The following is a 24,452-nucleotide window of genomic DNA, read 5'->3' on the forward strand; positions in this document are numbered from 1 at the left end:
ATGGAAAAAATGGATGGAAAGGTCATTGTTATCACAGGCGGCAGCAGTGGTATGGGTGCCGCAATGGCAAAAGATTTTGTCACACGTGGAGCAAAAGTAGCAATCTTTGATTTAGATGAGGAAAAAGGAAACCATTTGGTCGCAGAAGCTGGGGATGCCGCAGCTTATTATAAAATCGATGTGACTTCAAAAGCAGAAATCAAAAAAGGCATACAAAGTGTCGAAGAAAAATATGGTCCATTGACCACATTAGTTAACTCAGCCGGTGTTTCTAAGATGGTACCTTTTTTGGAGAGTACCGAGGAGTTATGGGATCTGACAATGGACGTCAACTTGAAGGCAACTTTTCTGTGTTGTCAGATCGCTATAGAACGTATGCTCGAACATGGCGGGGGCGAAATACTTAATATGTCTTCCTTATCAGGGAAAAAGGCCAGTTCATGGCAGACCATTTATTGCGCGAGCAAATTTGGGGTACAAGGACTGACGCAATCGATCGCCAAAGAGTTTGCCGATCAAAATATTCGAGTCAATTCAATTTGCCCGGGAATCGTTTATACCGAGATGTGGGAAAAACTGAAACATGAGTACGCTAGAAAACGAAACATCGATCCGGAAGAAGTCATGGATTATTTCAAAGGGAATATCCCGATGCATCGTTTGGTAGAGATGAAAGACGTTATAAATGCGGCGGTATTCTTATTGACAGAAAAGGCCAGTTATCTAACCGGTCAATCGATCAATCTGGTTGGCGGAGAATGGATGGATTAAAAGAGTAGGAGGATGTTGTAGAATGACTTCGTTGGATTTTAGCGGCAGAGAGCAATTGTATTATCAACTGTACGACCGCTTGTTCCAGAAAATTATCAATGGTACCTATGCTATCGGAGAGTGTATTCCTTCTGAAAGTGAATTGATGAAGACCTACCAAGTAAGTCGAGCAACGGCCAGGCGCTCAATGGAAATGCTTGCCAATGACGGCTTTGTAAAGAAGCAGCGTGGTCTTGGTACAGTCGTCATTTCTACACATCCTAAACATTCTCCCCAAAATGTTGCGAAATATACAAGAAAGAAACGACTAGAAGATGTTATTGCCAAGAAAAAGGTCATCGAATTCGGTGTAATTCGGGCACCAATAGATGTATCAGAAGCGCTGAAGCTAAAACCAGATACGGAAGTGATTTGCTTGAATCGGGTGCGCTATGGTGATACAGAACCGTACTATTTAGAGATTAATTACTTTGAAAAAGACTATGTACCCGAAATGCTGAATCGCAATTTTTCAGAAGAGTCGCTTCGAGTCTTTCTTGATAAAACCTACAATATTCAGTGGTCTTACGCCAGTCAGCAGATCTTTTCAATTGTTGCCGCGGGAGCCCTTGCGGATCTCCTGAAGGTAGAAGCAGGAACGCCCTTGCTTCATATCAAAAGAATTTCTTACGATGTAAAAGATATCCCGCGAGAATATGTAGATAGCTACTATCTAGCCGATAAGTACCATCTGGAAATAGAACTAACGATATAAAGGGATGAACAGCCTTGAAGAAAACCTTGATTTTATTAGCAGGATATCCCGGAACGGGCAAATCCTATTTGGCCAATTTGATTTTGGAAAAATTCCCAAGCATTCAATTTCTTTCGCCAGATGAACTAAAAGAAAAAAATTGGGATCAATACGGCTTTAATAATTTGGCTGAAAAAGAAACTTTGATTCAAAAAAGCTGGGAAGAGTACTATCAGATCATGTCCGAAAAATTCCAGCAATCGATCAGTTTGATTTCTGATTATCCTTTTAGCGGGAAACAAAAGGAAAAATTGAGGCGTTTAACAGATCAATCTGGATATCAAGTGATTACGATCCGATTGATAGCAGAGCTAGATGTTCTTTATGAACGTCAAAAGCTGCGGGATTTGGATCATTCGAGACATTTGGGGCATATATTATTGCGTTATCACAAAGAAAACGTAACGATCAATCATAAATCAGCAGATAATCTCGTCGACTATCAGGAGTTCATCAAACGCTGCACAACGCGCGGATATGGAGAATTTTCATTGGGAGAATTGATAGAAGTCGATGTGACTGATTTTTCTCTAGTTGATTATGACCAATTATTAATAGAGCTCGAAAAGCTGCTAGAATGGTAATCGGTCGAATGAAAGAAAAGAGTGGAGAAAAAAGCCACTCTTTTTTTGCGTCCTCATTTAAAGGGCGATGTTTCGATCAGAAATGTGTATAATGGAAAAAATGAATGGGATGGGAGTGGAACCTTTTATGAGCAGGGAGGAGCTTTTTTTCAAGCGTAAAAAATTAAATAGAACAAAATTACTTGCTTATGGGTTTGAAAAAAACGCGGCGCATTATACATATGAGACGACGATTTTGGAGGGGGAATTCCAATTAACGGTCACGATCGAAGATACTCGTACAATCGAGACTAAATTGGTTGAACTTGCCAGCGCCGAAGAATACGTGCTGCATCGAACGTCAGCGGCGGGTTCTTTTGTTGGTTCCGTGAAGACGGAATATCAGGCCGTCCTGCGAGAAATCGCCAATCAATGTTTTGATGCGGACATTTTCAAAAATGAACAGACCAAACGAGTGATTGACTATGTGCGAGAGACTTACCAGAACGAGCTGGAATTTCTATGGCCGAAAACGCCGAGTAATGCCATTTTCAGAAGAACAGATAGCGGCAAGTGGTACGGCGCTCTATTGACCGTTCAAAAAAATAAGTTGGGGCTTCCCTCCGACGACCTGATTGAAGTCTTAGATTTGAGGAATGATCCGCAAAAGGTTGCAGCCTTAGTGGATGGCGTAAAATATTTTCCTGGCTACCATATGAATAAGAAACACTGGTTCACGATTTGCTTGGATGATTCAGTTTCTTTTGACGAGCTGAAGAAATTGATTGATGAAAGCTATCTATTGGCAGTGAAATAAAGAGAAAAAAAACAGTAGCTGAGCCGATCAGCTACTGTTTTTCTATTGGGATTCGTACTTCATATAAGGGGCCCGCTTTGGACGTTTGACTAGCATACATTTCTAGTTCGAAGAGGACAGCTTCCGGCTGATTTTCTAGTTGTTTCGCAGATGATAGGTAGACTTTCTGAATATCTGCTTCAGCGGTTACTTTTGTTAGATAACGTGTCTTTGGCAGTCGCAAGATATTTTTATGCTGTGCATTTTGCGGATTTGGTTCTAAAGTAATGAAGAGAAACGTTTCGGGCCGCGGATTTTTAATTACCATGGCGAGACCTCCTTCATAAACCGCCTCTAGACCTTTTTGAGTAATTTGCTTCAACAGTTGGTTAAATGCAAGGTAGTAGTCATTGCTGCCGATTTTTCCGTTGAAGGGCTCCAACCAATAATCGGTTGATTCGATCGTGAGTGATAGACCGTCTTTTTGTTTATGGAGTGTTTCGTTTCGCCGTACCTCCTTTTTCATTTCCTCTAAAAAAGTTAGCTTTTTTTCAAACTCGTCCACCTTGTTTCTGACCAATTTAATTCCGGTGTCTAACACACTATCAATGTCGATTGAAGTGCCGTCAATCCCTAAAAATTCTTTGATATCTTTAAGGGGAATATTGATCTCGGCACAAAGCTTGATCATATCCACTAAATAAATGTGTTCTCGCGTATAGTAGCGGTAGCTGTTCTCTGGATTTATGTAGGCGGGAATCAAAATACCGATCCGATCATAATATCGCAGGGCTTTTACGTGAATTCCGGTTAGTTTAGATAGTTTGCCGATTGTGATTAATTCTGTCGTATCCATCTTTTCTCCTTGACCTTCCCTTTAAGGGATAGTTTATAACTGTTTTATAGCATATTTTCCTGCTTATTTCAAAGCGGAGCAAATGGAGGGAGAAAAATGAACATCAAGAAAATCATTCATTATATCAATCAGCGGCAATTGAAAGCCAATAATCGTTTGATCGAGGAGAATGTTCTGCTTGGCAGCAAACGTGAGAAAGTGGCGTATTTTCTGACCTTCAAGGAACTGCATACCAATGTGGAGACCTCTATGAAACGGTTGAAAGAGCTGTTGAAACGCAAGGGCAAGTTGATTATTAATGGCAACTTAAAGCTTCCCATGATAACGAAATTAATGCTGCTGTCCCAGCGGCATAATCGACATTTTACGATTGTGGTTAACGATGGGTATCGCTTATCAATGCTGAAAAACATCGAAAATAGAGAACATTTGGCTGTAATCTTTGAAGAAGATTCAGCGGAATAAACGATTTTTTGTAAACTGAACAGTCGAACTTTCGGCTGTTTTTTTGTTGAATGTGAAAATGTTATTGACATGGGACGCGTCCCATAGGGTATATTCTTGATAGATGATAAAAAGGTGGTGGTCCATTTGGCAAATATTCGAGACATTGCGAAAATGACCGGCGTATCCAAAACGACTGTCTCGCGAGTGATCAACAATCATCAGTATGTTTCAGAGGATATCCGAGCAAAGGTTCAGGCCGCGATTGAGGAAACTGGCTATGTAGTTAACGGCAACGCCGTGAAACTGAGCAACGGAAAAAACTATACGTTAGGTGTAACGTTGCCCTATAATAGCTCCTGCTATGATCGTTTAGTCAATAGCTTGCTGTTTCATGCGAGAGAGAAGGGCTATCAGGTCTTGCTTTTACCTACCTATTACGATGAGAAGACCGAGAGCGAATACTATTCGTTACTGGAAAAAAGAATGATCGACGGTCTGGTGCTGACTTCACGCGCCAGTAATTTGGACAATTGGACCAAACTCAAATCAAAAGGGCGAATCGTCTCGACAGAAAAAGTCGCCGATCCTAAAATTCCCATGATTTTTCCTGATCGCAAAAAGGCCTACGATCAATTATTTTGCGAGTTAGCTGAACAAGGTGTCAGTAAAGTCATTTTCACAAATAAAAGAGACCTTGCACAAAGCACCAGCGCGCGAGATAAAGCTGACTGCTACCAAAAATATTTTGGTGAGGTGATTGAAGGCCAAAATTTCTTTACCGGGATTGAAAGTTATGACAACGGGTATTGTTGGGCCAAAGAAACCTTTAAAGAACTGCAGCTGCCTGAAGTGATTTACGCGAATGCGGATGATACCGCCGCCGGCATCATTAGCGGGCTAGAGGAAATCGGGTTCACACATAAAAAGGATTATCAGATAATTGGCGAAGGCAATCAGCCATATAGCAGGCTGTTAAATTTTTCGACCATTGATTTTCTGCCAACGGAAATCGGGCCGGCGGTGATCGACTATATTTTATCGGACCAAGGGATGATAAACGTGGCGAAGGAACCACGTATTATTAAACGATAGCTTTACTAAAAATTTGGATTAAGAAGGGAATAAAACGATGCATATCGAACATGTAGCAATTTGGACCAAGGATCTGGAGAAAATGAAGGCTTTTTACAAAAACTATTTTAATGTCAGCAGTACGGAGCTTTATCACAACAAGAAAACCGGCTTCAAATCTTATTTTGTCAGCTTTGATTCAGGCAGCCGCTTGGAGTTGACCTCTAAACAGCACTTATCGAATCGCGTAGCGGACAGCTTAGGTTATACGCATTTGGCAATTTCAGTTGGAACAAAGGCGGATGTTGATAGCTATGTTGAGCGCTTCTTAGCTGACGGTTTCCCATTATTGAATGGGCCAAGAACAACCGGCGATGGCTATTACGAAGCAGTTATTCAGGATCCAGAAGGAAACCTGATCGAGCTAACGACGGACTAAACGAATCTATTTAAAAGCAGTCGCGTATTCGACTGCTTTTTGCGTACGGTAAAATTTTCTTTGAAAAGACCAAAAAGTCTCTGTATTATTCAAAGAGTGAAAATGGTGAAGGGGAGTGTATAAATGGAACAAAGTAACGAACGGAAATTATATAATCAGCGCTTGACGCAAGAGGACGATTTTTTTAAGAAGTTTGGGGAATTAGACAATGAAACCTATCAAGCAAATGTCCTTGATAAGCGCCAAAAAGAGTTGATCGGCTTGACTATCTCAATCATGTCAAGATGCGAGGAATGTATTCTTTATCATTTAGAAGAATGTCAAAAAGCCGAGATTACTCGTGCAGAAGTAATCGAAGTCGTGAAACTGACGGTCATAGGCGGTGGATCTGTGCTGTATCCTTTTGCCAGAAAAATTCTGAGATTGTTGGATGAATTGGGCTATGATCAGAATTAGGTTGATTTGCGTTACTGGCATTTGCTATACTGATGGTGAAAATAAATCAACCACCTATTAACGAATGGAGCATGTTTTGTGAGTGTCACAGGTATCTAACTAATAAGCTGAATAACCGAATAAAGCGAGTTTTATTTGGTGTGCTTTTAGAAGTGGTATCTGTCGAATCAATGGGATGAGTGTATTCTCAAGACGATAGTATGACTATCGTCTTTTTTGTCGTTTTTTATCCTTTAGGTGAAGTATTTATTTTCGCGGCAGGTATCCTGTATAAAAAAATTAGTAAGAAAAATGAATACTTTAAAAAGAAGAAGGATGCCAGTTCAACTTTTCCCAGAGCTTATAGCGGGAGAGTCAATCTGAACTTTCTCTAAAAAATAAGGATGAGAAACATAGTTGAATGGTATACGGCCTGAAAATCAGACTCATTTTCAAGAGAGAAAATGAATACATTAAAAAGAAGAAGGATGCCAGTTCAACTTTTCCCAGAGCTTATAGCGGGAGAGTCAATCTGAACTTTCCCCAAAAAATAAGGATGAGAGACATAGTTGAATGGTATACGTCCTGAAAATCAGACTCATTTTTCAAGAAAGAAAAATGAATACTTTGAAAAGAAGAAGGAGCGCTTTGCATGCTATCGGAAATAATTATTTTACAAAGTAAAGGAGAAAAATCAATGACAATAGGAGAAAAACAATTTTATGAATACAAAAAATATCGGAAATCACCCAGCTGAAACAATCGCTCAAGTAACGGCTGTTTATAAAGATTTATTTGAGGTAACAAGTGAAAAAGGAAAAGGTTTGGCCAGAGTAAAACGCGGCAACTATGAGAGCCAACAAGAAATTTATCCAACCACAGGCGATCATGTTGTTATCAATTGGCAGGGAAGCGACCAAAGCATCATTTTAAGAACTTTACCGCGTAGTTCAGCCTTGTCACGGTTAGATTCATACAAAGGGAAAGAGCAAATGATTGCTGCGAATTTTGATTATATTTTTATTTTGCAATCGTTGAATCACGACTTTAACTTACGCCGTTTGGAACGTTATTTGACACTTGCTTGGCAATCCGGAGCAGTTCCAATTGTCTTATTAACGAAAACAGATCAAGCGGAAGAATATTCAGACCAACTTAAGGCAGCACAAAAAATTGCCTTAGGAACAGAGGTTCATGCAATCAGTGCACAAACTGGTGAAGGCATGTCCGAATTAAATCGGTACCTGCAACCGGAGAAAACGATTGTTTTAGTTGGATCATCAGGTGTTGGAAAATCTACGCTGATCAATCGCCTATTAGACAAAAAAGTGATGGAAACCCGCACGATTCGCGAGAAAGATGGACGTGGTCGTCATACCACTAGTCACCGACAACTATTTGAGTTGGATAACGGTACAAAGCTGATCGATACTCCCGGCATGCGCGAAGTTGGAATGTGGGATGTTCGTCACGGCTTGGAAGAAAGTTTTGCGGATGTAGAGGCCCATTTTGGCAACTGCAAATTTTCTGATTGCCGTCATCAAAGCGAACCCGGCTGTGGAATCAAGGAAGCATTACGACAAGAAGAGCTTTCACCAGAGCGTTGGGAAAGCTATCTGAAGCTTCACGCGGAAGCGAAATACACTAGCGATAGAACGGCTTATCTACGTGAAAAGGAAGTTTGGCTAAAGGACATTAGTAAATTTGCCCGCCAATTAAAAAATACGTATCAAGCAACGGCCTGTACAGATAGTTTTATTTGCCAGGATTGCGGCATGCCAGCGAATCCGGAAAGTGCCGGTAGTCAGCATCGAAATCATTGCCCTCACTGTCTAGTTAGTCTCCATGTCGATAATCGTCCGGGAGACCGTTCTTCGATGTGCAAGGGAAGAATGGACCCAATCAGCATTTGGTCAAAATCAGATGGCGAATGGGCGATCATTCATCGCTGCCGAGCTTGCGGCACATTAAAAACTAATCGTGTAGCCGCTGACGATAATCAGCAGCGCTTGATTAGTTTGGCAGGGAAGGCCTTGAAACACCCGCCATTTAAACTTGGATAAGAAAAACCGCTCAGAAGTAGTTTTCTGAGCGGTTTTTCTATTGCTTCTACAATGAATCATTTGCCGCAGAGGAGAAAACAATGTGGGTTGATGGGGTTCCAAAGTGCATCGACTCATCGATGAAGTCCTCTAGCAGCGCCATATTTTCGGCAACAACCTTAACCAAGTAACTATAGTGTCCGGCGATGCGATAATACTTTAAGACCATCTTTTGTTCTGAGCAAAATTCACGAAAAGCTTTGCAATTGATCGTTTCAAATAGGATAAACGCCGTGATGTTTTTACCAATTTTTTGATAGTTGATGTTGATCGTGTATTTTTCAATGATTCCCAAATCTTCCATTTTAGTGATTCGTTCCTTAACGGCGGGAGAACTGAGGGCTACTTGTTGAGCGATCTCACTGTAGGGTGCTCGAGCGTTTTCTTTTAAAAGATTCAGTATTTTTCTATCTGTTTCATCCATAATGCAGCATCCTTCCTTTTTGAAGTGAAAAAACAAAAATTCTTTAATTGTTAAAGTGAAATTGTCAAAAGACTTTAAAACCTGTCTGTCGATTGAAGTAATTATACCTTATCATAAATGAAACGAAAGGGAGGAATACAAATGAAAAAAATCTTATTACTTTTAGCCAATGGTTTTGAATCCTATGAAGCGAGCGTGTTTACCGATATTTTTGGTTGGAATCTGTACGAAGGGGATCGTTCAACGGAATTGGTTTCGGTTGGTCTGCATCCTGTTTTAGATTGTACGTGGGGCTATTCGTGTGTTCCTATGCGTCAGCTAAAGGAGATTGATTTGACTGAGTTTGATGCGTTAGCGATTCCTGGCGGCTTTGAAGAAGCCAACTTTTATGAGGACGCATATAGCGAAGAATTTTTAGCAGTGATTCGAAATTTTGATCAGCAAAACAAACCGATTGCCGCTATTTGTGTCGCGGCGCTTGCGGTCGCTAAAAGCGGTGTACTGCACGATCGTTCAGGAACAACCTACCGCTTTGAAAATAATCCGCGACAAGAGCAAATGAGAGCGTTCGGTGTCAACGTGAAGTCTGATCAACGCATTGTCGAGGATCAAAATATTATCACTTCTTCTTCACCCGAAACCTCCCTAGATGTTGCCTTTCGACTTTTAGAGAAGGTAACCAGTTCAGAAAATACTGTGGAAGTTAAACGAAGAATGGGGTTTTCCAGCTGAACTAGCACTAGAAACTCGCATTATTGGGCAAAATTGGCGAGCATTTGAAACTTCCCTCGTGATAAAATTAATATGAAATAAGTCATTAGGAGGAAGGTAAATGAAGTTTAGAGGACCGATGTTAGTAGTAAAGGATATCGAGATCGCAAAACGATTCTACACTGAAGTGATCGGTGTTCGAGTGATCGCTGATTTAGGAGAAAATGCAACATTAACTGGCGGATTAGCTTTACAAACGGAAAGTTCGTGGTCGACATTCACTAATTGTACCAGTGATTTTTTTCGTTACCATGGCAATGATGCTGAGATGTATTTTGAAGAGGAAGACTTTGATGGCTTTCTAAAGAGGATTTCGACCCTAGACGTGGAACGCGTTGGAGAAGATCTGGAAATGCCTTGGGGCCAAAAGGTTGTCCGTCTGTATGATCCGGATAAGCACATTATCGAGATTGGCGAGGATATGAAGGTTATGATGAAACGGCTGCATGGAACAGGTTTTACTGTAGAGCAATTAGCCGAAAAAACATTTATGTCACCGAAGATGGTAGAGCGGATGTTGAAATGAACGAAAAAAACAGCGGCCCATTTCAGGTCGCTGTTCGTTTTTATTTTTGATAAATGGCAATACATCTCGCCGTATATCCCGGAGCATCTGACACATTTGGGAAGCTGCAGCTGATGATCGCACCAGTCGGCGGCAGCTGATCGAGGTTGCAAAGCATTTCGATTTGATATTTATCTTGTTCTAACAAATAGCGTTCACCTTGCCATGGAACGATCAAATTAGCGATGGCAGGATCAGTGTCAGGAGTCTCGTGTCCAACCGCCGTAATCGTCCGTTTTTCACTCAAAAATTTGAGTGCCTCAAGCGACCAGCCAGGATAATGCGGCTGACCTGATTCATCGGGAGCGAAGAAATCTTCACCCGTTCGTTTTGACCAATCCGTTCGAACAGCTACGAAACTATTGTCAGGGAATTGACCGTTTTTTTCTTCCCACGCAGTTAAATCAGCAACAGTAATCGCATAGTCGACATCGTTCGCGACTTTTTCTGTTAGATCGACAACACAAAGAGGCAGCAGCATTTCTTTCAATGTGATTTGATCCAAGGTTCGTCCGCCATTGACAAAGTGAGAAGGAGGGTCGATGTGCGTACCATATTGACTAACCATTTTGTATTCGCTGGCACAAACGGTATGTTCATCATAGGTAAAAACTTCCGTCATTTCAAGGGTGTTGTACCCGGCATAGTGGGGTGTATCCTCATTGACTGGATGACTCAGATCGACCCATTCGTATGCAGGTGACTTCATTTCATCTAACAATTCCCATAATTTGTTGCTCATCTTTTTTCCACCTTTCTAAGCCATGATTTGTCTGACACCATTTAAGAACCGATCTACCTCTTCGACTGTATTGTAAGGAGCGATACCTGCGCGAATGAACCCGCCTGTTTGGTCGATCCCTAAACGCTCGACTAAAGTTAACGCATAAAAATGACCTTCGGCGATGAAGACACTGTGCTCATTACACATTCTTGTGCAAAATTCGATTGGCGTGATCCCGTCCGCACGGAAGGCGATCGTCGGAGTTTTCTCTTTGTCGCTTTGATAAAGTTTAATCCCCGGAACATCCGCCAAACCTTTACGAATTCGTTCTGCCAACATATTTTCATAGACTTCAATGGCATGATATCCGCTGATTAATTGTTCCTTCAATGTTTTTCCTTCACCTAAACTGGCAATAAAATGGATAGCCTCCGATACCGCCGGGATGCCTTCATGATTTTGCGTACCAATTTCTAACCGATCAGGTACACCGCCAGGAGCAGGAACTACTTTATAAATATCAAGACTGTCAAATAATTCTTTGCGAATAACCGCCATACCGACGTGTGAGGCAAAGAATTTGTAAGCAGAAGAGAAGAGCATATCGATGCCCAATTCCTGCATATCAACATACATATGAGGAATACTATGCACAGAATCGACAGCGACTAAAGCACCAACTTCTCTAGCTTTCGCGGAGACGAGTTTGATATCCGTGATGGTTCCGACACAGTTTGAGGCGTGGCCGACAGCGATCAATTTAGTTTTCGAACTGATCAGTTCATCCAATTTGTCCAATTCTAATTCTAAAGTTTCTGTATTTAACGGAATATACTTTACAATCACTCCATGATCTTCCGCCGCTCTGCGCCAAGAATCAATGTTGGAATGGTGCTCGAGTTCAGTTAAAATAATCTCATCGCCTGCTTGCCATTGATTGGCTAAAGCTCGACTAGTATGAAACATCATCGTTGTCGCATTCGGACCAAAAGCAATCTCAGAAGCATCGGCATTGAACAAGACCGCAATGTCTTCTTTGGCTTGCTGAATCAGCGTTTCCGTTTCGTGACTCGTAGGAAAATTACCATGAAGATTAGCTGCGCCGCTGCGCATGTAGTCGCTAATGACGCCAATCGCACTCTCTAAAAATTGCGAGCCGCCGGGACCATCAAAATAGGCCACCGTTTGACCATTATGTGTTCGTTGCAAAGCAGGGAAAAGCTCTCTGACTTGTTCAATTGGGAATGTTTTTTCCATCAATATCACCTTCCAGTAAGTTTTATGGTTCATCTATAGTGTAATAAAAAGCAGGGACGGGCGTCTAAATAAGTACAAAGATTCGTCCACTGTAGATTTTAGGTTTTAAAATAATACAGAAGAAGTCTTACAGCAGGTAAAAAGCCCTTCGTGAAAACGATTGCAAAACCGAGAAAAGTGACTTATACTAATGTATTATGCTAACGGATAGGAGAACAGCCATGATCGCTATTGAAAAATTTGAAAAAATCAAAAAGGACCATCCGTTTTTCTCAATCACCGATTTGATCTATTTGTTTCTCCAAGAAGAAATTATTCATCTCCATCTATTACCTAATCAGAAATTAAATGAAAGCCGAATCGCGAATGAGTTGGCAGTCAGTCGGACGCCTGTCCGCAAAGCTTTAGACCAATTACTGGATGAATTTTTAGTAGAAAAAAATGGGAAACTGTATACTGTTGCCAGTATGAGTAAAACTGAAAGTGTGATGCTGTGTGAGGCGCGAATCGCGGTGGAAGGTCATGCGGTATTTTTAGCAACTAGCACAATCAATCAAGTGCAATTGAAACGTTTAGAAGAGCTGACCGTGGAATACGAGCAAGTTGATCTGGAAGACGGCAGTTGGCAATACGCGGATTGTGATCATGAATTTCATAATCTGCTGATTGAAGCGGCCCAAAATCCGCACATTTCTCGGATGTATGAAACGATGGAGCTGCGTTTGCGCCACTATCGGCATTGCTTGATTGGGGAAATCGGCAAGGAGCAGCTGCAACCAATTCTCGTGAAATCAGCCAGAAACCATCGAGCGATCTTTAATGCTATCAAGTTAGGCTTTGCTGATCAGGCAAAAGCCTTGATCGAAAAAGATATTAAAGGAATGTATGAAGTCTTCTTTGAATGGCAATAAATACCAAATAAAGTTGGGGAAAAGAATGGAAGTTCTTTTTCTCAACTTTATTTTTTTGCGATCAATGATTACTTCACTTTTCTTCGATAGAGTTTCATCTTCTTTGAATGCTTTTTTGACGCCCTTAACAGAAATGGCAATGGTGTTAGCGTTTATCTGCAGTGACCTCCAAATTTAATCGTTCTCTGAATTTCTTGAACCATTCGATCTCAAATCGAGCTTTTTCGATTCCTAGATCTAGTGTGGCGTATTGAAAATGGGCGATCTCATTGACGTTTTCCAAAGTCATGTATTCAGCAGCGCCGCCGCGTTTTTTCAAATCCTGCAGACCAGCATCATCAAATTGATAGCGGGGGCTGGTTGAGGTGTTGATTTTTTCTAATGAAGTAAGTTCATCTTCCAAAACGTGAATATAATCCGCTAACATATCATCTCTTTTAGCTTTATCAGTAAAGCCCATAAAGAAGAATTTGCTTAACTCCATATTTTTTTCTTTATACAGCATTGGTTGTGCAATAGCCTGCTGAAAGTGTTCTTTCCCCACGTCCGTAATATAATAAACTTTTTTGTTGATACCACCTTCGATTTGCTCTGTGAAAGTGATCATCTTTTTGTTCAACAATTTCTTTAAAGCCGCTTGAATACTGCCAGTGCTGTCGCTGCTAACAGTCGAAAGAGAATTTTTGATCATCTGCCGCAACTCATAAATGGTTGAGCCTTTAATCATTAAAAAACCTAAAATGATAATATCCATTTTTCACTCCTCAGTAATCTTTTATTATAAAAATGCTGTTACGAAAAAGCAGATTGATCCAATCAATGCCAAAGGTGTCATCACGTATTTTTCTTTCTTGCTAAAGGACATCAGATTCATCCCCGTATTTAATAGAAGATAAAAAGCAAAGAAAATACAAACACCGCGGGCGAGAGAGTAGGGAATATTCAAGGAAATGACCTCTCCAACATAGAGGACACTGATGGCAGCAATTATTTGAAAAATGAACGCACTGCCGGTCATAAAACGCATGTGAACAGGCAGGACTTTATATTTTCCTCCCATGGTAAACTCGCCTAACGGAAAACCAAGTGTAACTAAAAGTGTCAATACTGCCATCAAACTAAAAATGATCGCTCCAATAATTGAAAAAAGTGTCATTTCAAATTCCTCCTCGTTTCTATATTGCTAATAGTAACATTACTAAAAGTAACGTACAAGTCTTTTCAAAAATTTTTTTTATTTTTGATTGACTCCCACGTTACGTGTGACTCTATACTATAAGTAAGCTAGCGAAACGAAGAAAAAAGGAGCACACGCATATGTTTAAAATTGGAGAATTCTCAAAACTATCAAACACCACCGTTCGAACATTGGATCACTATGCCGCTTTAGGACTTTTAAAGCCAGAAAAAAAGGATGACCAAACCAATTATCGGTATTACTCGGCAGGACAATTAGCTACGTTGAATCAGATCAAGCTGCTCCAACAAACTGGGCTGCCATTGAAAACGATCAAAGAAATCATTGATACGAATGATTTAGATTTTCTAGAAAAGCATTACACGCTCCAAGAGGAGAAACTGCAGGAGGATTTAGATGAGCTGCTGAAAAAACAGCGGATGGTCTCCCTTCTCAAACAAAATATGAAAGAAGGAAATGACATGACGAAATATAATGTAGTCGTAAAAGAAATCCCTGAAAGAAACGTCCTTAGTGTTCGCGGAATACTTTCAGACTATACTTTGGAGGGAGAATTGTGGCAAAAACTGCAGCAAGGCATGGCAGAAACCGGAGCCAAGATGAAGCAGCCGCCATTGAATATGACCCTGTTTCATGATGTAGAGTACGTCGACAAGGACGCTGATGTAGAAGTTCAAACTAGTGTGATAGGCGAGTATCCTAACAGTGAAACGGCAGAATTCAAAAAAGCGCCGGCCTTTACGATGGCCTCAGTAACATTCAGCGGCAGCTTTGATCAAATGCCGAAAATCACCCAAACGATTGCCGAATGGCTTGAAGCCAACGAATACAAAATTGTTGGACCGATGATCAATATTGGTCACGTCTCGCCAGGGGAAGATCCCAATCCAGATAATTGGGTAACCGAATCAGGATTTGTTGTAGCCAAATCAAATTAGACACATCAAAACAAAAGGCAGTCAACTCTATAGCTGACTGCCTTTTTGTTGAAAGGAGCATATGCTATGCGACATATTATTGAAGACTTTAAACCCGCGGGTGGAGAACACTGTATAACCAATGCTTTGAAACAGGTTTTTGACTATTACCACTGTCCATTATCGGAAGCGATGCTATTTGGAATCGGTTCTGGGTTGGCCTTTACTTATATCAATTTAGCTAACTCGCCCATGGTATTCGGCAGAACGAAGCCAATCGAGTTTGAGCAAAAGCTAGCTGAACGATTAATGATCCAGATCAATTGCCATCAGCCCAAAAATTATGAAGTCAGTTTTACAAAAACGAAAAAGTTGCTTCAGCAAGATCATCCGGTTCTGATTTATGCGGATATGCCTTTTATGAAATACTTAGGAATGAATCCGTCCAGTCATTTTGGCGGGCACGCGGTAGTTCTATTTGGGTATGATGAGGAACAAGAAGTTTTTTATGTGAGCGATCGCGATCATTCGGACTTTCCGATACGAACACCCAAAGGTCCGATCGCCAGTGAGTATCATTTAGTAAGTTATCAAGAAATGGCGCAGGCACGCAGCAGTAAGTTCCGGCCCTTTCCGGCGAATAATAAATACTTGACCTTCGATATGACAACTTATGAAGCGCCGAATTCGGAGACCCTCACTGAAGCGATTAGGGAAACTTGTGAGAGTATGCTGAATCCGCCCGCAAAGCTGCTTGGTATCAATGGTATCACCAAATTTTCACAAGAAATTGTAAAGTGGCGTACCCTCGATCAAAAAAAATTGAAGACAGCGGGGATTACCAATTACTTTCAGATTAGTAAAGATGGCGGAACCGGCGGCGGGATTTTTCGGAAGATGTACGGAGAGTTTTTAATAGAGGCTGCTCACATTTTAACTGACAAAGAGTTTACAGCTATCGGCAATGATTTTATTAAGTTAGCTGAAAAATGGGATTTACTTGCTGGAGAGTTATGGAAATTAGGAAAAACCGGTGATCCAGAACTGTTGAAACCGTTGAGTGAACAAATCGCAGTGTTAGGGACAAACGAAAGAAAACTGCTGGAACGATTAGAATGTTTAGTTGATTTAAACTTGACGCACAAATAAAAAAAGCGGATCGACCTAGAAAAGGTACGATTCGCTTTTACGCAGCTAATTTAAATAAGAAAGTTGTTTGATCAAGGTCACCATTCGGTATTCTTCTATTTTCCTGCCTAGAGCAGACAAGTTTTTGGCAGAAGGGACATCCTCCACAACAAATAGTCGTTCCTCAGGAATTTCGGGTGTAGAAAAATTAGTAACATAGAGATCGGAAACAAGGGATTCCGGAGCGACTTCGGCATAGATTTTATCTGCTTGGACATCCAGCAACACCTTATCGTGGTAATTCTTTTTAAGATAATACGCCAAAAACTGTGCATGCTTGGCACCTAAATCGCTGCAAACCTCGGTTGCGACGGGTTTGCGCAAAGCATCTAATTGTTCTGGCAGATCGTCCCAATAAATAAACAGCTTGAATAGGATCGGGTGGAAATACATGGAATACCAAGGAAAACGGGTTTTTGCCTCTTGGTCCCGTAAGGTTTTCTCCAATACTTTAGTAAAAACGGCAAAATCTCTTTGAACAGTTAAACTATTGTACAAGTCACGATTATAGGCGATGTGTTTTTCGTAAGGATAAACTTTATATGAAACATAGACCGCCTTTAGCAGAGCAATACAATTTTTGCGGCCTAAATCAGAAATACCGATTCCCAAAGCATCCGTCATCAAAGTAAGCGTTTGATTACATAAGCGTTCGATTCGGGCCTCTTCCTCCGCGTTATCCCAGCCAAAATCAAACCAAAAAATCGTTTGGATTAAATCATTTTGTCTTTCCTCAGTAACCGGTAGTGAAATAGGTGCCATTAGTTCCTGAATTGGCAATACATAGCTTTTTACATTTTCGGCGGCTAAAGCATTTTGCTTTTTAGTACTGAAAAAGCCTTGATCTTGACGAATCAAACTAACTGCTAGTAAAAAAGCAAACTCTGTTTTTTGTAAAAAATTCAGTTTTAACTCGAGGTGATCATTCAAATGATTAATCGTTGCCAATACCTTTTTTTGATCCAATTGAAATGGCCATTCGTAAATATCGTAAACTTCCAAAAAATAATCAGCCATAAATAACCGCACCTGTCGTTCATCCGCACCGACCAGAGTGAGATTGTTTCGATCAACCTGCAGGCCGCGCATCTCCAGCCCTTCGTTCAATTTGACGATCCGGCGATACAAACTGGAGGAACTTAGAAAGAGTTCCTTTTCCAAATCAGTCCGCAGTTTCCCTGGTTGAAAAAAAAGGATTTCCAATAGCTGAAATGTCGGTGATTCTTTAAGTATATCTGAGAAAATCTCATGTACGGTATGATTATCTTTTTCTGTTAGATGCAAGTCCCCAGAGCCGTTTTTCTCGATTTGAACGATGTCGCTCCACTGGTCTTCGATTTCTTGACAATCGCTTATGATTGTTTTAGGGACGGCCTCAATTTTTTGGGCTATTTTCTTTACAGACACATAATTATTTGCGGTTCTAAGAAGTTCAATTAATTCAATTTGACGATTTTTAGTAGAAGATAGGGCATGTCTCATGTTAAACCTTCTTTCAATCGATAGATACCTCTAAGTATATAGGAAAAAATGTTAACTGAAAATAATAAACATTATTAATAGTCAAAGTATTTTCCACAACTTTCTCCAAAGTAAGGTAATTAGTAGCGAATCTATGGCATACTTAACGTAATAATTTTTTTGGTGGAGGTAGGATATGAACAAATCAATTGATGGTTTCAAATTAAAAGTGATCGCAATAATTGCCATGCTGCTGAATCACATTGGTAGTGGTTTTGATATTTACGAACAGTCACATGCGTTTTATTTTTTTACAGAATTTATCGGCAAACTGACTTTTCCAATCATGGCGTATCTTTTGGTCGAAGGATTTCACTATACGCGTAATCGCAGGAAGTACGCTGAACGGATGGCCATATTTTGGTTAGTATCGATCTATCCTTTTCATATGTTGTTTGGCGGCAACCATTCGTTTAGTCCGATTGAGCTGGTCAATAATATTTTCTTCACGTTACTGATGGGTTTATTGCTACTGATGGCTTACGAGCAAGTGAAATCTCCCTTTTTGCAGAATTTATTAGTCATCTTCTTTTCAATAGTGACGATGGCATCTGACTGGTCTCTGATCGGAGTATTATTAATTTTTGGGTTCTATAAATGGAAGAATGAATCAAGGGGAATTTGGTTGCCGGTCGTTTATACGACGGCTTTCTTAGTGTTGATATTGGGAATGATGAATTTATCAGATCCGCAGCGCTTTCCGCTTTATGAAGTATTCACTGGTTTAGGTACGCTGATGGTGATTCCTTTGCTACATGCTTATAATGGTGAGAGAGGGTATTCACCGCAATGGGTGAAATGGGGATTTTACGGATTTTATCCAATACATTTGACTATTTTAGCTTTGATTCGAATGGTGATTCATTAAGTCAAATCAATAGGAGGAGCACATGGAGTATTTTATTCGAGAGCTAAAGAGTTCAGAATATCCGTTACTAAAGGAATTTTTATATCACGCAATCTTTCAACGCGACCCCAATAATCTTATTCCGAGATCAGTATTGGATGAACCCAGCATAAGTATTTATATCCAAGATTTTGGCAGATATAAGGAAGACTATTGTTTATGTGCCGAGAGCGAAAGCCAAGTAGTTGGTGCTGTTTGGGTCAGAAATATTGAGGGCTTCGGTTCAATTGATGATCACACACCTGAATTCGCCATTTCCTTACAGCCAGAATATCGTGGATTCGGGATTGGCACGGCTCTCATGCGGGCGATGATAGAAAAATTGAAAGAGTCGGGGTATGCCCAGACTTCATTGGCTGTTCAAAAGGATAATTACGCTTTGAAAATGTATTCGCAAGTCGGCTTTGAGATTATCGATGAAAATCAAGAAGAATATATCATGATTTGCAAGTTATAGTTCAGGTTGATTTATACTATAAAATTCTAAAATAATGCGGCACCCCGTCAACTGTTCATAAAAGCAGATGACGGTTTTTTTAAAGCATTAAAAAAAGAGGCTCATGTTCGAGCGCTCTTTCTCGTAAAATTAATCCAGGACCATCCGATACCGATCCATCAAATAGAAAAACAACCATGGAATAAAACCGATAATACTTGTTGCTCCGATCCAAGCGACTGTTAATGGTTGAATGATATCCAGTACACCGCTTAAACCGGAATCAAGATTTAAGATCACATTAATCAAAATAATCATTAAAAAGAAAGCGGTCGATAGAATGGAAGAGGTAAAAAAGAAAACTTTTCCTCTTTGTGCTTTCAGGTCTGTTTGCGGCAAAGGGGAATTTTTTTCTTTTTCAATTGTTTTTTCCACCAGAGGCTCATCAAAAGAAAGAGCACTTCCTTGCAAAAGTTCTTCTACTGTTGTTTCCAAGGCAGTTGCTAGTAACGGCAAGGTATTGATTTCCGGACAGCCGAGTCCACGTTCCCATTTTGAGACCGCACTATTCGTAACAAAGATTTGTTCTGCTAATTCTTTTTGCGTCAATCCCTTAGCGACTCGTAATTCTTTTATATAATTTCCCATCGAATTTTCCAACATAGACACTTCTCCTCAAGGCTTTTCTCTAGTTTAACGAAGTGAAAGGGCTTTTTAGTCCAACTTAAGCATGATTTTTCCTTAAAATTCCATTTTTTTAATTTTTCGCATAGCCAAATAGTAAAAGAGCGCAGCATAAAAAATACTCAGCCCGAGCCCCAACGGAATATCCCTAGCAAGAAGCTGTCGGCCATTATAAAGTGAAAAAGCGTAATTATAAAATAAAAAAGAAAAATTTGAAACGAAACCTGCCATAAACTGGTTCAATAAATTATCGACCAGCAGAATCAATAAACCAATGCTCATTGTAATCGCAACATTCTTGGTATAGAGACATAACAGTACCGCTCCAATACAAGTAGTTAACAATGAGATAAGTGTCAGAAAAATAGTGAAAAGTGATTGCGTTAATCCATTGAACACAAAACCAAAACCATTTAGCAGACCACTGACTAAAAACGCAAACAGAGTTAAGAATGAAATGCTGCTAATCATCAAAATTATTAAATAGAGGAATTTACTGTGGAGAAGCTGTTTTTTTGATAGACCATTGATCAAGGGCAAATGAAAAGTTCCTGTTGTTCGCTCCAAGTTGATAGCGAAGGCTGCTAACAAAAGAAAAAACAGCGGACCAATTAAAGCAGATTGCAGCTGCAATGTGTAAATCAAAAACTTTCCGCCAGCATAGGCCTGAGCAAAATCATTTTGCGGATTTTGTTTAAAAGCTAAACCTTCGGACAAGATGATGATCGTGTAAGCAAGCAGATAAAGAAAAAAAGCTTTTTGTCGAAAGGCTTTAGCAAGTTGAAATTTTAATAAGCGTGTCATTTGCGGCTCCTATCTATCAAAGTTTATTTTGTTAGAGCAATGAATAATGAAAAAATAAATCAAAAGAGAGTAGAATAAAAAAATCAATAAACCAGGATAAATTTCCACCCAAGTCAATGCTTGAAATTCTTGTTGGATAATCCATTCGTAAGGATAGTACAGCGGGAAAAAACAAGCAGCTTTCGGAAAGCTATGGTTGAGAAAAACGAAAAACATCAAGAGCAAAAAGGTTTCACCAAGTACTATGACCGTATGTCTGGCAAAAACAGCAAGTAAAATCAAAAACAACTCTAACGGGATAAAGGAAAAGGCGGCTAAAGCATATTTGATTAATGTTTGAGAGAATATAGGTGCAGAGAAAATTTGATCCCCCCAACGGAAATACGAAGTCGTGTAGACAATCAATCCAATAATTATTACCATCACTAGCGAAAACAAGCAAAGCATGTTTATTTTGGCAGTAAGTACTTCCTTTTTTGTTCGGCCGTGCAGCAGCGGTTGAATCAAGAGTCCAGCCTGACGATCTTCGCAGATAAATAGGGCCGTGATCATCGCCATAAAAAGGGCACCGACATTCGTGGAATAAAACCGCAGCATAAATTCGGGGAAATAATGACCGCCTAAAATTCGGTCATCCGCATCCACCAACTCTCGCAAGGCCGCAGAAGTGAGCAGACCAGAATAAGCAATGACCGCAAAAATAAATAGTCCGAGAAAAAAATAAATTAATTTTTGCTGCAGCAGTCGTTTTATTTCTAAACGAGTCATAATAGCCATCTCAATCCCAGCCCTCCGTCAATTCTACAAAAAGATCCTCTAAACTTTTTTGCTTAATACTCAATCTCTGAATCACTAAACCACTGGCAGCCAGTTGCTTCAAAAAAGTATCAAAGGAAATGTCTTTGAGTTGAATATGGAAATCTGATTCATGTTGATCTATGAGATCAATTTGTGGAGAGGCTTGCAGCCAATTGAATGCTTTTTGAGAATCTTCCAAAGAAAGAATGATCGAATCATTCGTCGATTGGATTAGCTCTTTGGTTTTCCCGTGTAAAATAGCTTTCCCTTTGTTCAAGATCATCACATCCGTACATAATTCCTCCATATCGGAAAGCTGATGAGAAGAGATAATAAACGTCACCTGTTTTTCCAGTGCTAATGATCGAATCAATTGATAAAGTTTCCGCATTCCTTGTGGATCAAGTCCATTAGCGGGCTCATCAAGAATGACGATTTTGGGCTCATGAATCAATGCTCTTGCTAAAGCCAGGCGTTGTTTCATCCCAAGTGAATAATGTCGAACCTTTTTTGTTGTTTCTGCGGAAAGTCCAACCAGCTCAAGTAATTGTGTGATTTTCTGGGTGCTGATGTTTTCATGCAACTTGGCGATGTAACTCAAATTTTCTAGCGCAGTGAACTCATTATAAAAAGCTGGGGTGTCTAACGAGGCGCCGACCATTTGGAGGGCCTGTTTTGGATGCGCCTCTAAAGAAAGATTATTAATCAAAATTTCGCCGGTAGTTTTATTGATCAGATGAGTCAACATTTTTAAAGTCGTTGTTTTGCCGGCGCCGTTTGGTCCAAGCAACCCCATAATGCTGCCCTTTTCTATGTCAAAACTGAGTGCGTCAACGACGGATTTTTCTTTATATTTTTTGGTAAGATTGTTTACACTGATTGCTGGATGCATAGCTTCCTCCATTGATTTTTCATCAGTTTAAACACGAAATTGGAAAACTACAATCGACGTATCGTCGAATTGGGTTGAATGATTGGTTGTGAGATTACACATAAATTAAATAATTAAAACCTGATCTTTTATATTGCATAAATTATTTGGGATGATAAAGTAGTTATAATAGGTCGCCAGATGTATTTAATTTTTAAAAGAAAGATTATAAAATAAGAGACATAAATGAGAGAAGAGGAGAATAATCGTGAAGAAAATAGTTATTTTAGGTTTATCTGTTGCATTATTGGGAGGTTTAGCTGGCTGTGGGACAGATTCAGATGATTCGGCAAGTTCAAGCTCCAGCACACAAAAAGCAAGTCAAACGAGCAATAGCCAAACAAGCAGCGAAGCGAATACGAATTTTAAAGTTAGTGTAGATGATGCGATCAAGGCATATCAGGAGGCATATCCGGATAGCGATATTACATCCGTTGATTTAGAAACATCTTTCGGCAAGTATTTGTATAAAATCGAAGGTGTCGACGATAACAAGGAATACGAAGTACGAGTAGATGCAGATACAAAAGAGGTTTCCAAGGAACGTGAAGAGAACCTAGATACAGAAGATAAAGATGGCGTGAAAAGAAAAGAAGATAAACTGGATTTAGACAATCTTTTGAGTGTTGAAAAAGTTTCTGATATCGCCGTAAAACATGTCGGCAAAGGAAAAGCTACTGATTGGAGCTTGGACAAAGACATGGGGAAAACATATTGGGAAGTCAAAGTAATAGATGGTCACAAAGAAACCGAAGTTAAGGTTGATGCGAAATCGGGTGACGTATTAGAATCTGAAACAGATGACTAATCAAAAACTGTTTAACTAGATAATTTTTATCTGAATTTTATGAAGCTCATAGTCAGTATAGAACTATGAGCTTCGTTATTTTGTTGATGTTTTATGATAAGCGGGATTCTTTTTTTTAGTATTGAATAGTATAAAAATTTAGATTTACAATGGTCATCTGTTATAAAAAGAGTTCAATATTAATTCTTCGATCTAGTGATTTCAGAAATGAGCAGCTTTTTCGAAGCTTAGGAATTGTTATTGGGAAAATAAAGAAATAAAAAAAGAGACTTCGAAAAATCGTTGACAGCGCTTTTTTTATTTGCTATATTGAGCGTGTAAACAGATGGGGTGTAACTATTAAATTAGGCACGACCTAGGAAAGACACTTTCCTTGGGTCGTTTTTTTGTTGCTTAAATTAAAAATTCGGGAGCATTTATAGAGAGAGGATCGGTGCAACTATGAAGGTTGTTAAAAAGATCAATCATAATGTGGTATTAATTGATGATGAAGGAATAGAAAAAATTGCGATGGGCAAAGGAATCGGTTTTTCTGCTGTCGTCAATCAGATGTTTGACCCGACTCTTGCAGATAAATTTTTCACCTTGGATTCCAAGGAAAAAACTAAGATGTTTAGTGAGATGGCAGCTCAAATTCCGATCGAATTTCTTGAGTTTTCGGAAGAGATCATTCAATTTATTTCGAAAAGAATTGCTTCACCTTTAGATTCGAATATTTATATTGCGCTGACGGATCATATCTACTTCGCGATTCAACGAAAAAAGGAAGACAGCCAAGTCACAGCGATTATGTTACCAGAAATGAAGCTATTATATCCTGATGAATATACCACAGCCAATGAAGTCGTCTCCTTGATCAATCAACGCTACGATACAGAATTAGGCGCCAATGAGGTCGGCTTCATCACGATGCATATTATCAATGCAGAGTTGGGTGAGCGGAACAGTTTGAACAGTTTGAAGATCTTGGAAATGACTAAAGTAATTTTACAGGACTTGGAAAAAAATTATGGTTATCGGTTCGATAAGGACTCACTAACCTATCATCGGATGATGATCCATATCAAGTTTTTAGTAAAACGTTTGATTTATCAAGAAGAGTCTCCTACCGAGAATATCGGGTTTTTCACTAGCACATTTAAGGATAGCAAACCCTATCAAACAGCAATCGCCATCAAAAAAATGATTGAAGAAACGTTTGATCTGGCTGTTCAAGAAAATGAGGTTATTTATTTGGCTATTCACTTGGCAAGAATTCAATAAGTAGGGCGTAACTATTAGGTAGGCGCAACCTTTTGAACCACAGAAATTAATCTGTGCTCATTAGGTTGCGTC

Annotated in this window: 29 protein-coding genes; 18 read left to right on the plus strand and 11 right to left on the minus strand. The window is 39.7% G+C overall.

The annotated features are described in order from the left end of the window. The first annotated feature begins 9 nt into the window (after positions 1 to 9). From I585_RS19920 to I585_RS19935, 4 genes are all read left to right on the plus strand, one after another. Positions 10 to 771: an SDR family NAD(P)-dependent oxidoreductase gene (locus I585_RS19920; RefSeq protein WP_081631767.1), complete on the plus strand. Its 762-nt coding sequence runs from the start codon at positions 10 to 12 to the stop codon at positions 769 to 771. 22 nt (positions 772 to 793) lie between these two features. Then, complete coding sequence (locus tag I585_RS19925; protein ID WP_010740224.1) at positions 794 to 1,525, plus strand: GntR family transcriptional regulator; 732 nt, start codon at positions 794 to 796, stop codon at positions 1,523 to 1,525. 14 nt (positions 1,526 to 1,539) lie between these two features. Next, positions 1,540 to 2,148, plus strand: a complete 609-nt coding sequence (locus I585_RS19930) for a P-loop nucleotide/nucleoside kinase family protein (protein WP_010740223.1) — start codon at positions 1,540 to 1,542, stop codon at positions 2,146 to 2,148. Positions 2,149 to 2,275: 127 nt separating this feature from the next. Next, entirely contained in the window at positions 2,276 to 2,944 is a 669-nt protein-coding gene (locus I585_RS19935; protein WP_010740222.1) for an MmcQ/YjbR family DNA-binding protein, read from the plus strand. A 31-nt stretch (positions 2,945 to 2,975) separates the two neighbouring features. Here I585_RS19935 and I585_RS22775 read toward each other — a convergent pair whose 3' ends face one another. Beyond that, positions 2,976 to 3,779 carry a MerR family transcriptional regulator gene (locus I585_RS22775; RefSeq protein ID WP_010740221.1) on the minus strand — a complete coding sequence of 268 codons (804 nt, stop codon included), beginning with the start codon at positions 3,777 to 3,779 and terminating at the stop codon, positions 2,976 to 2,978. A 96-nt stretch (positions 3,780 to 3,875) separates the two neighbouring features. On the opposite strand from I585_RS22775, the gene I585_RS19945 reads away from it, so the two are divergent. The 5 genes from I585_RS19945 (at position 3,876) to rsgA (ending at position 8,234) form a co-directional block, all read left to right on the plus strand. Then, the gene (locus tag I585_RS19945) at positions 3,876 to 4,244 is read left to right on the plus strand and encodes a DUF1694 domain-containing protein (protein WP_010740220.1); all 369 of its coding nucleotides are present in this window, start codon (positions 3,876 to 3,878) and stop codon (positions 4,242 to 4,244) included. Between the two features lie 126 nt (positions 4,245 to 4,370). Then, positions 4,371 to 5,318, plus strand: a complete 948-nt coding sequence (locus tag I585_RS19950) for a LacI family DNA-binding transcriptional regulator (RefSeq protein ID WP_010740219.1) — start codon at positions 4,371 to 4,373, stop codon at positions 5,316 to 5,318. Positions 5,319 to 5,355: 37 nt separating this feature from the next. After that, complete coding sequence (locus tag I585_RS19955) at positions 5,356 to 5,736, plus strand: VOC family protein (protein WP_010740218.1); 381 nt, start codon at positions 5,356 to 5,358, stop codon at positions 5,734 to 5,736. A 123-nt stretch (positions 5,737 to 5,859) separates the two neighbouring features. Further along, entirely contained in the window at positions 5,860 to 6,192 is a 333-nt protein-coding gene (locus tag I585_RS19960) for a carboxymuconolactone decarboxylase family protein (protein ID WP_010740217.1), read from the plus strand. A 701-nt stretch (positions 6,193 to 6,893) separates the two neighbouring features. Then, positions 6,894 to 8,234: a ribosome small subunit-dependent GTPase A gene (gene rsgA, locus I585_RS19965; RefSeq protein WP_010740215.1), complete on the plus strand. Its 1,341-nt coding sequence runs from the start codon at positions 6,894 to 6,896 to the stop codon at positions 8,232 to 8,234. 46 nt (positions 8,235 to 8,280) lie between these two features. Here the strand turns inward: rsgA and I585_RS19970 are convergent, their stop codons facing one another. Next, positions 8,281 to 8,697, minus strand: a complete 417-nt coding sequence (locus tag I585_RS19970; protein WP_010740214.1) for an Lrp/AsnC family transcriptional regulator — start codon at positions 8,695 to 8,697, stop codon at positions 8,281 to 8,283. A gap of 141 nt (positions 8,698 to 8,838) precedes the next feature. Here I585_RS19970 and I585_RS19975 point away from each other — a divergent pair, with 141 nt between their 5' ends. Together I585_RS19975 and I585_RS19980 are read left to right on the plus strand one after the other, a co-directional pair. After that, the gene (locus I585_RS19975) at positions 8,839 to 9,429 is read left to right on the plus strand and encodes a DJ-1/PfpI family protein (protein WP_010740213.1); all 591 of its coding nucleotides are present in this window, start codon (positions 8,839 to 8,841) and stop codon (positions 9,427 to 9,429) included. A 100-nt stretch (positions 9,430 to 9,529) separates the two neighbouring features. Beyond that, on the plus strand, positions 9,530 to 9,994 hold the full coding sequence (locus I585_RS19980; RefSeq protein WP_010740212.1) for a VOC family protein: 465 nt from the start codon (positions 9,530 to 9,532) through the stop codon (positions 9,992 to 9,994). Between the two features lie 40 nt (positions 9,995 to 10,034). Here I585_RS19980 and I585_RS19985 read toward each other — a convergent pair whose 3' ends face one another. Then, a complete protein-coding gene (locus tag I585_RS19985) occupies positions 10,035 to 10,775 on the minus strand; it encodes a cyclase family protein (RefSeq protein WP_010740211.1) in 741 nt (246 codons plus the stop codon). Between the two features lie 15 nt (positions 10,776 to 10,790). Continuing rightward, complete coding sequence (locus tag I585_RS19990) at positions 10,791 to 12,014, minus strand: cysteine desulfurase-like protein (protein WP_010740210.1); 1,224 nt, start codon at positions 12,012 to 12,014, stop codon at positions 10,791 to 10,793. 221 nt (positions 12,015 to 12,235) lie between these two features. Between I585_RS19990 and I585_RS19995 the strand changes: the two genes are divergently transcribed. Then, a complete protein-coding gene (locus I585_RS19995) occupies positions 12,236 to 12,925 on the plus strand; it encodes a GntR family transcriptional regulator (RefSeq protein WP_010740209.1) in 690 nt (229 codons plus the stop codon). A 145-nt stretch (positions 12,926 to 13,070) separates the two neighbouring features. On the opposite strand, the gene I585_RS20000 is transcribed toward I585_RS19995, so the two are convergent. Beyond that, a complete protein-coding gene (locus I585_RS20000; protein ID WP_010740208.1) occupies positions 13,071 to 13,679 on the minus strand; it encodes a PadR family transcriptional regulator in 609 nt (202 codons plus the stop codon). Between the two features lie 24 nt (positions 13,680 to 13,703). Continuing rightward, entirely contained in the window at positions 13,704 to 14,081 is a 378-nt protein-coding gene (locus tag I585_RS20005; protein WP_010740207.1) for a hypothetical protein, read from the minus strand. 161 nt (positions 14,082 to 14,242) lie between these two features. On the opposite strand from I585_RS20005, the gene I585_RS20010 reads away from it, so the two are divergent. Further along, on the plus strand, positions 14,243 to 15,061 hold the full coding sequence (locus I585_RS20010; protein WP_010740206.1) for a MerR family transcriptional regulator: 819 nt from the start codon (positions 14,243 to 14,245) through the stop codon (positions 15,059 to 15,061). Positions 15,062 to 15,127: 66 nt separating this feature from the next. Continuing rightward, the gene (locus I585_RS20015) at positions 15,128 to 16,189 is read left to right on the plus strand and encodes a BtrH N-terminal domain-containing protein (protein WP_010740205.1); all 1,062 of its coding nucleotides are present in this window, start codon (positions 15,128 to 15,130) and stop codon (positions 16,187 to 16,189) included. Between the two features lie 45 nt (positions 16,190 to 16,234). Here I585_RS20015 and I585_RS20020 read toward each other — a convergent pair whose 3' ends face one another. After that, positions 16,235 to 17,710: an AcpB/EbpR/MafR family transcriptional regulator gene (locus I585_RS20020; protein WP_010740204.1), complete on the minus strand. Its 1,476-nt coding sequence runs from the start codon at positions 17,708 to 17,710 to the stop codon at positions 16,235 to 16,237. 175 nt (positions 17,711 to 17,885) lie between these two features. On the opposite strand from I585_RS20020, the gene I585_RS20025 reads away from it, so the two are divergent. Together I585_RS20025 and I585_RS20030 are read left to right on the plus strand one after the other, a co-directional pair. After that, positions 17,886 to 18,617, plus strand: coding sequence for a TraX family protein (locus tag I585_RS20025; RefSeq protein ID WP_010740203.1), 732 nt, complete (start codon positions 17,886 to 17,888; stop codon positions 18,615 to 18,617). Between the two features lie 22 nt (positions 18,618 to 18,639). After that, positions 18,640 to 19,113, plus strand: coding sequence for a GNAT family N-acetyltransferase (locus tag I585_RS20030; RefSeq protein ID WP_010740202.1), 474 nt, complete (start codon positions 18,640 to 18,642; stop codon positions 19,111 to 19,113). A 129-nt stretch (positions 19,114 to 19,242) separates the two neighbouring features. Here the strand turns inward: I585_RS20030 and I585_RS23785 are convergent, their stop codons facing one another. The 4 genes from I585_RS23785 to I585_RS20055 form a co-directional block, all read right to left on the minus strand. Further along, positions 19,243 to 19,755, minus strand: a complete 513-nt coding sequence (locus I585_RS23785) for a helix-turn-helix domain-containing protein (protein WP_010740201.1) — start codon at positions 19,753 to 19,755, stop codon at positions 19,243 to 19,245. 78 nt (positions 19,756 to 19,833) lie between these two features. Beyond that, on the minus strand, positions 19,834 to 20,580 hold the full coding sequence (locus I585_RS20045; protein ID WP_010740200.1) for an ABC transporter permease: 747 nt from the start codon (positions 20,578 to 20,580) through the stop codon (positions 19,834 to 19,836). Positions 20,581 to 20,589: 9 nt separating this feature from the next. Then, positions 20,590 to 21,357 (minus strand): ABC transporter permease, encoded by a 768-nt coding sequence (locus I585_RS20050; protein WP_010740199.1) that lies wholly within the window; start codon positions 21,355 to 21,357, stop codon positions 20,590 to 20,592. Between the two features lies 1 nt (position 21,358). Further along, positions 21,359 to 22,270, minus strand: coding sequence for an ABC transporter ATP-binding protein (locus I585_RS20055; protein ID WP_010740198.1), 912 nt, complete (start codon positions 22,268 to 22,270; stop codon positions 21,359 to 21,361). Between the two features lie 247 nt (positions 22,271 to 22,517). Between I585_RS20055 and I585_RS20060 the strand changes: the two genes are divergently transcribed. After that, entirely contained in the window at positions 22,518 to 23,117 is a 600-nt protein-coding gene (locus tag I585_RS20060) for a PepSY domain-containing protein (RefSeq protein WP_010740197.1), read from the plus strand. A gap of 441 nt (positions 23,118 to 23,558) precedes the next feature. Next, positions 23,559 to 24,380: a PRD domain-containing protein gene (locus tag I585_RS20065; RefSeq protein ID WP_010740196.1), complete on the plus strand. Its 822-nt coding sequence runs from the start codon at positions 23,559 to 23,561 to the stop codon at positions 24,378 to 24,380. Positions 24,381 to 24,452: the final 72 nt, after the last annotated feature.

This window comes from Enterococcus malodoratus ATCC 43197, from assembly GCF_000407185.1.
GTDB classification, from domain to species: Bacteria; Bacillota; Bacilli; order Lactobacillales; family Enterococcaceae; genus Enterococcus_A; species Enterococcus_A malodoratus.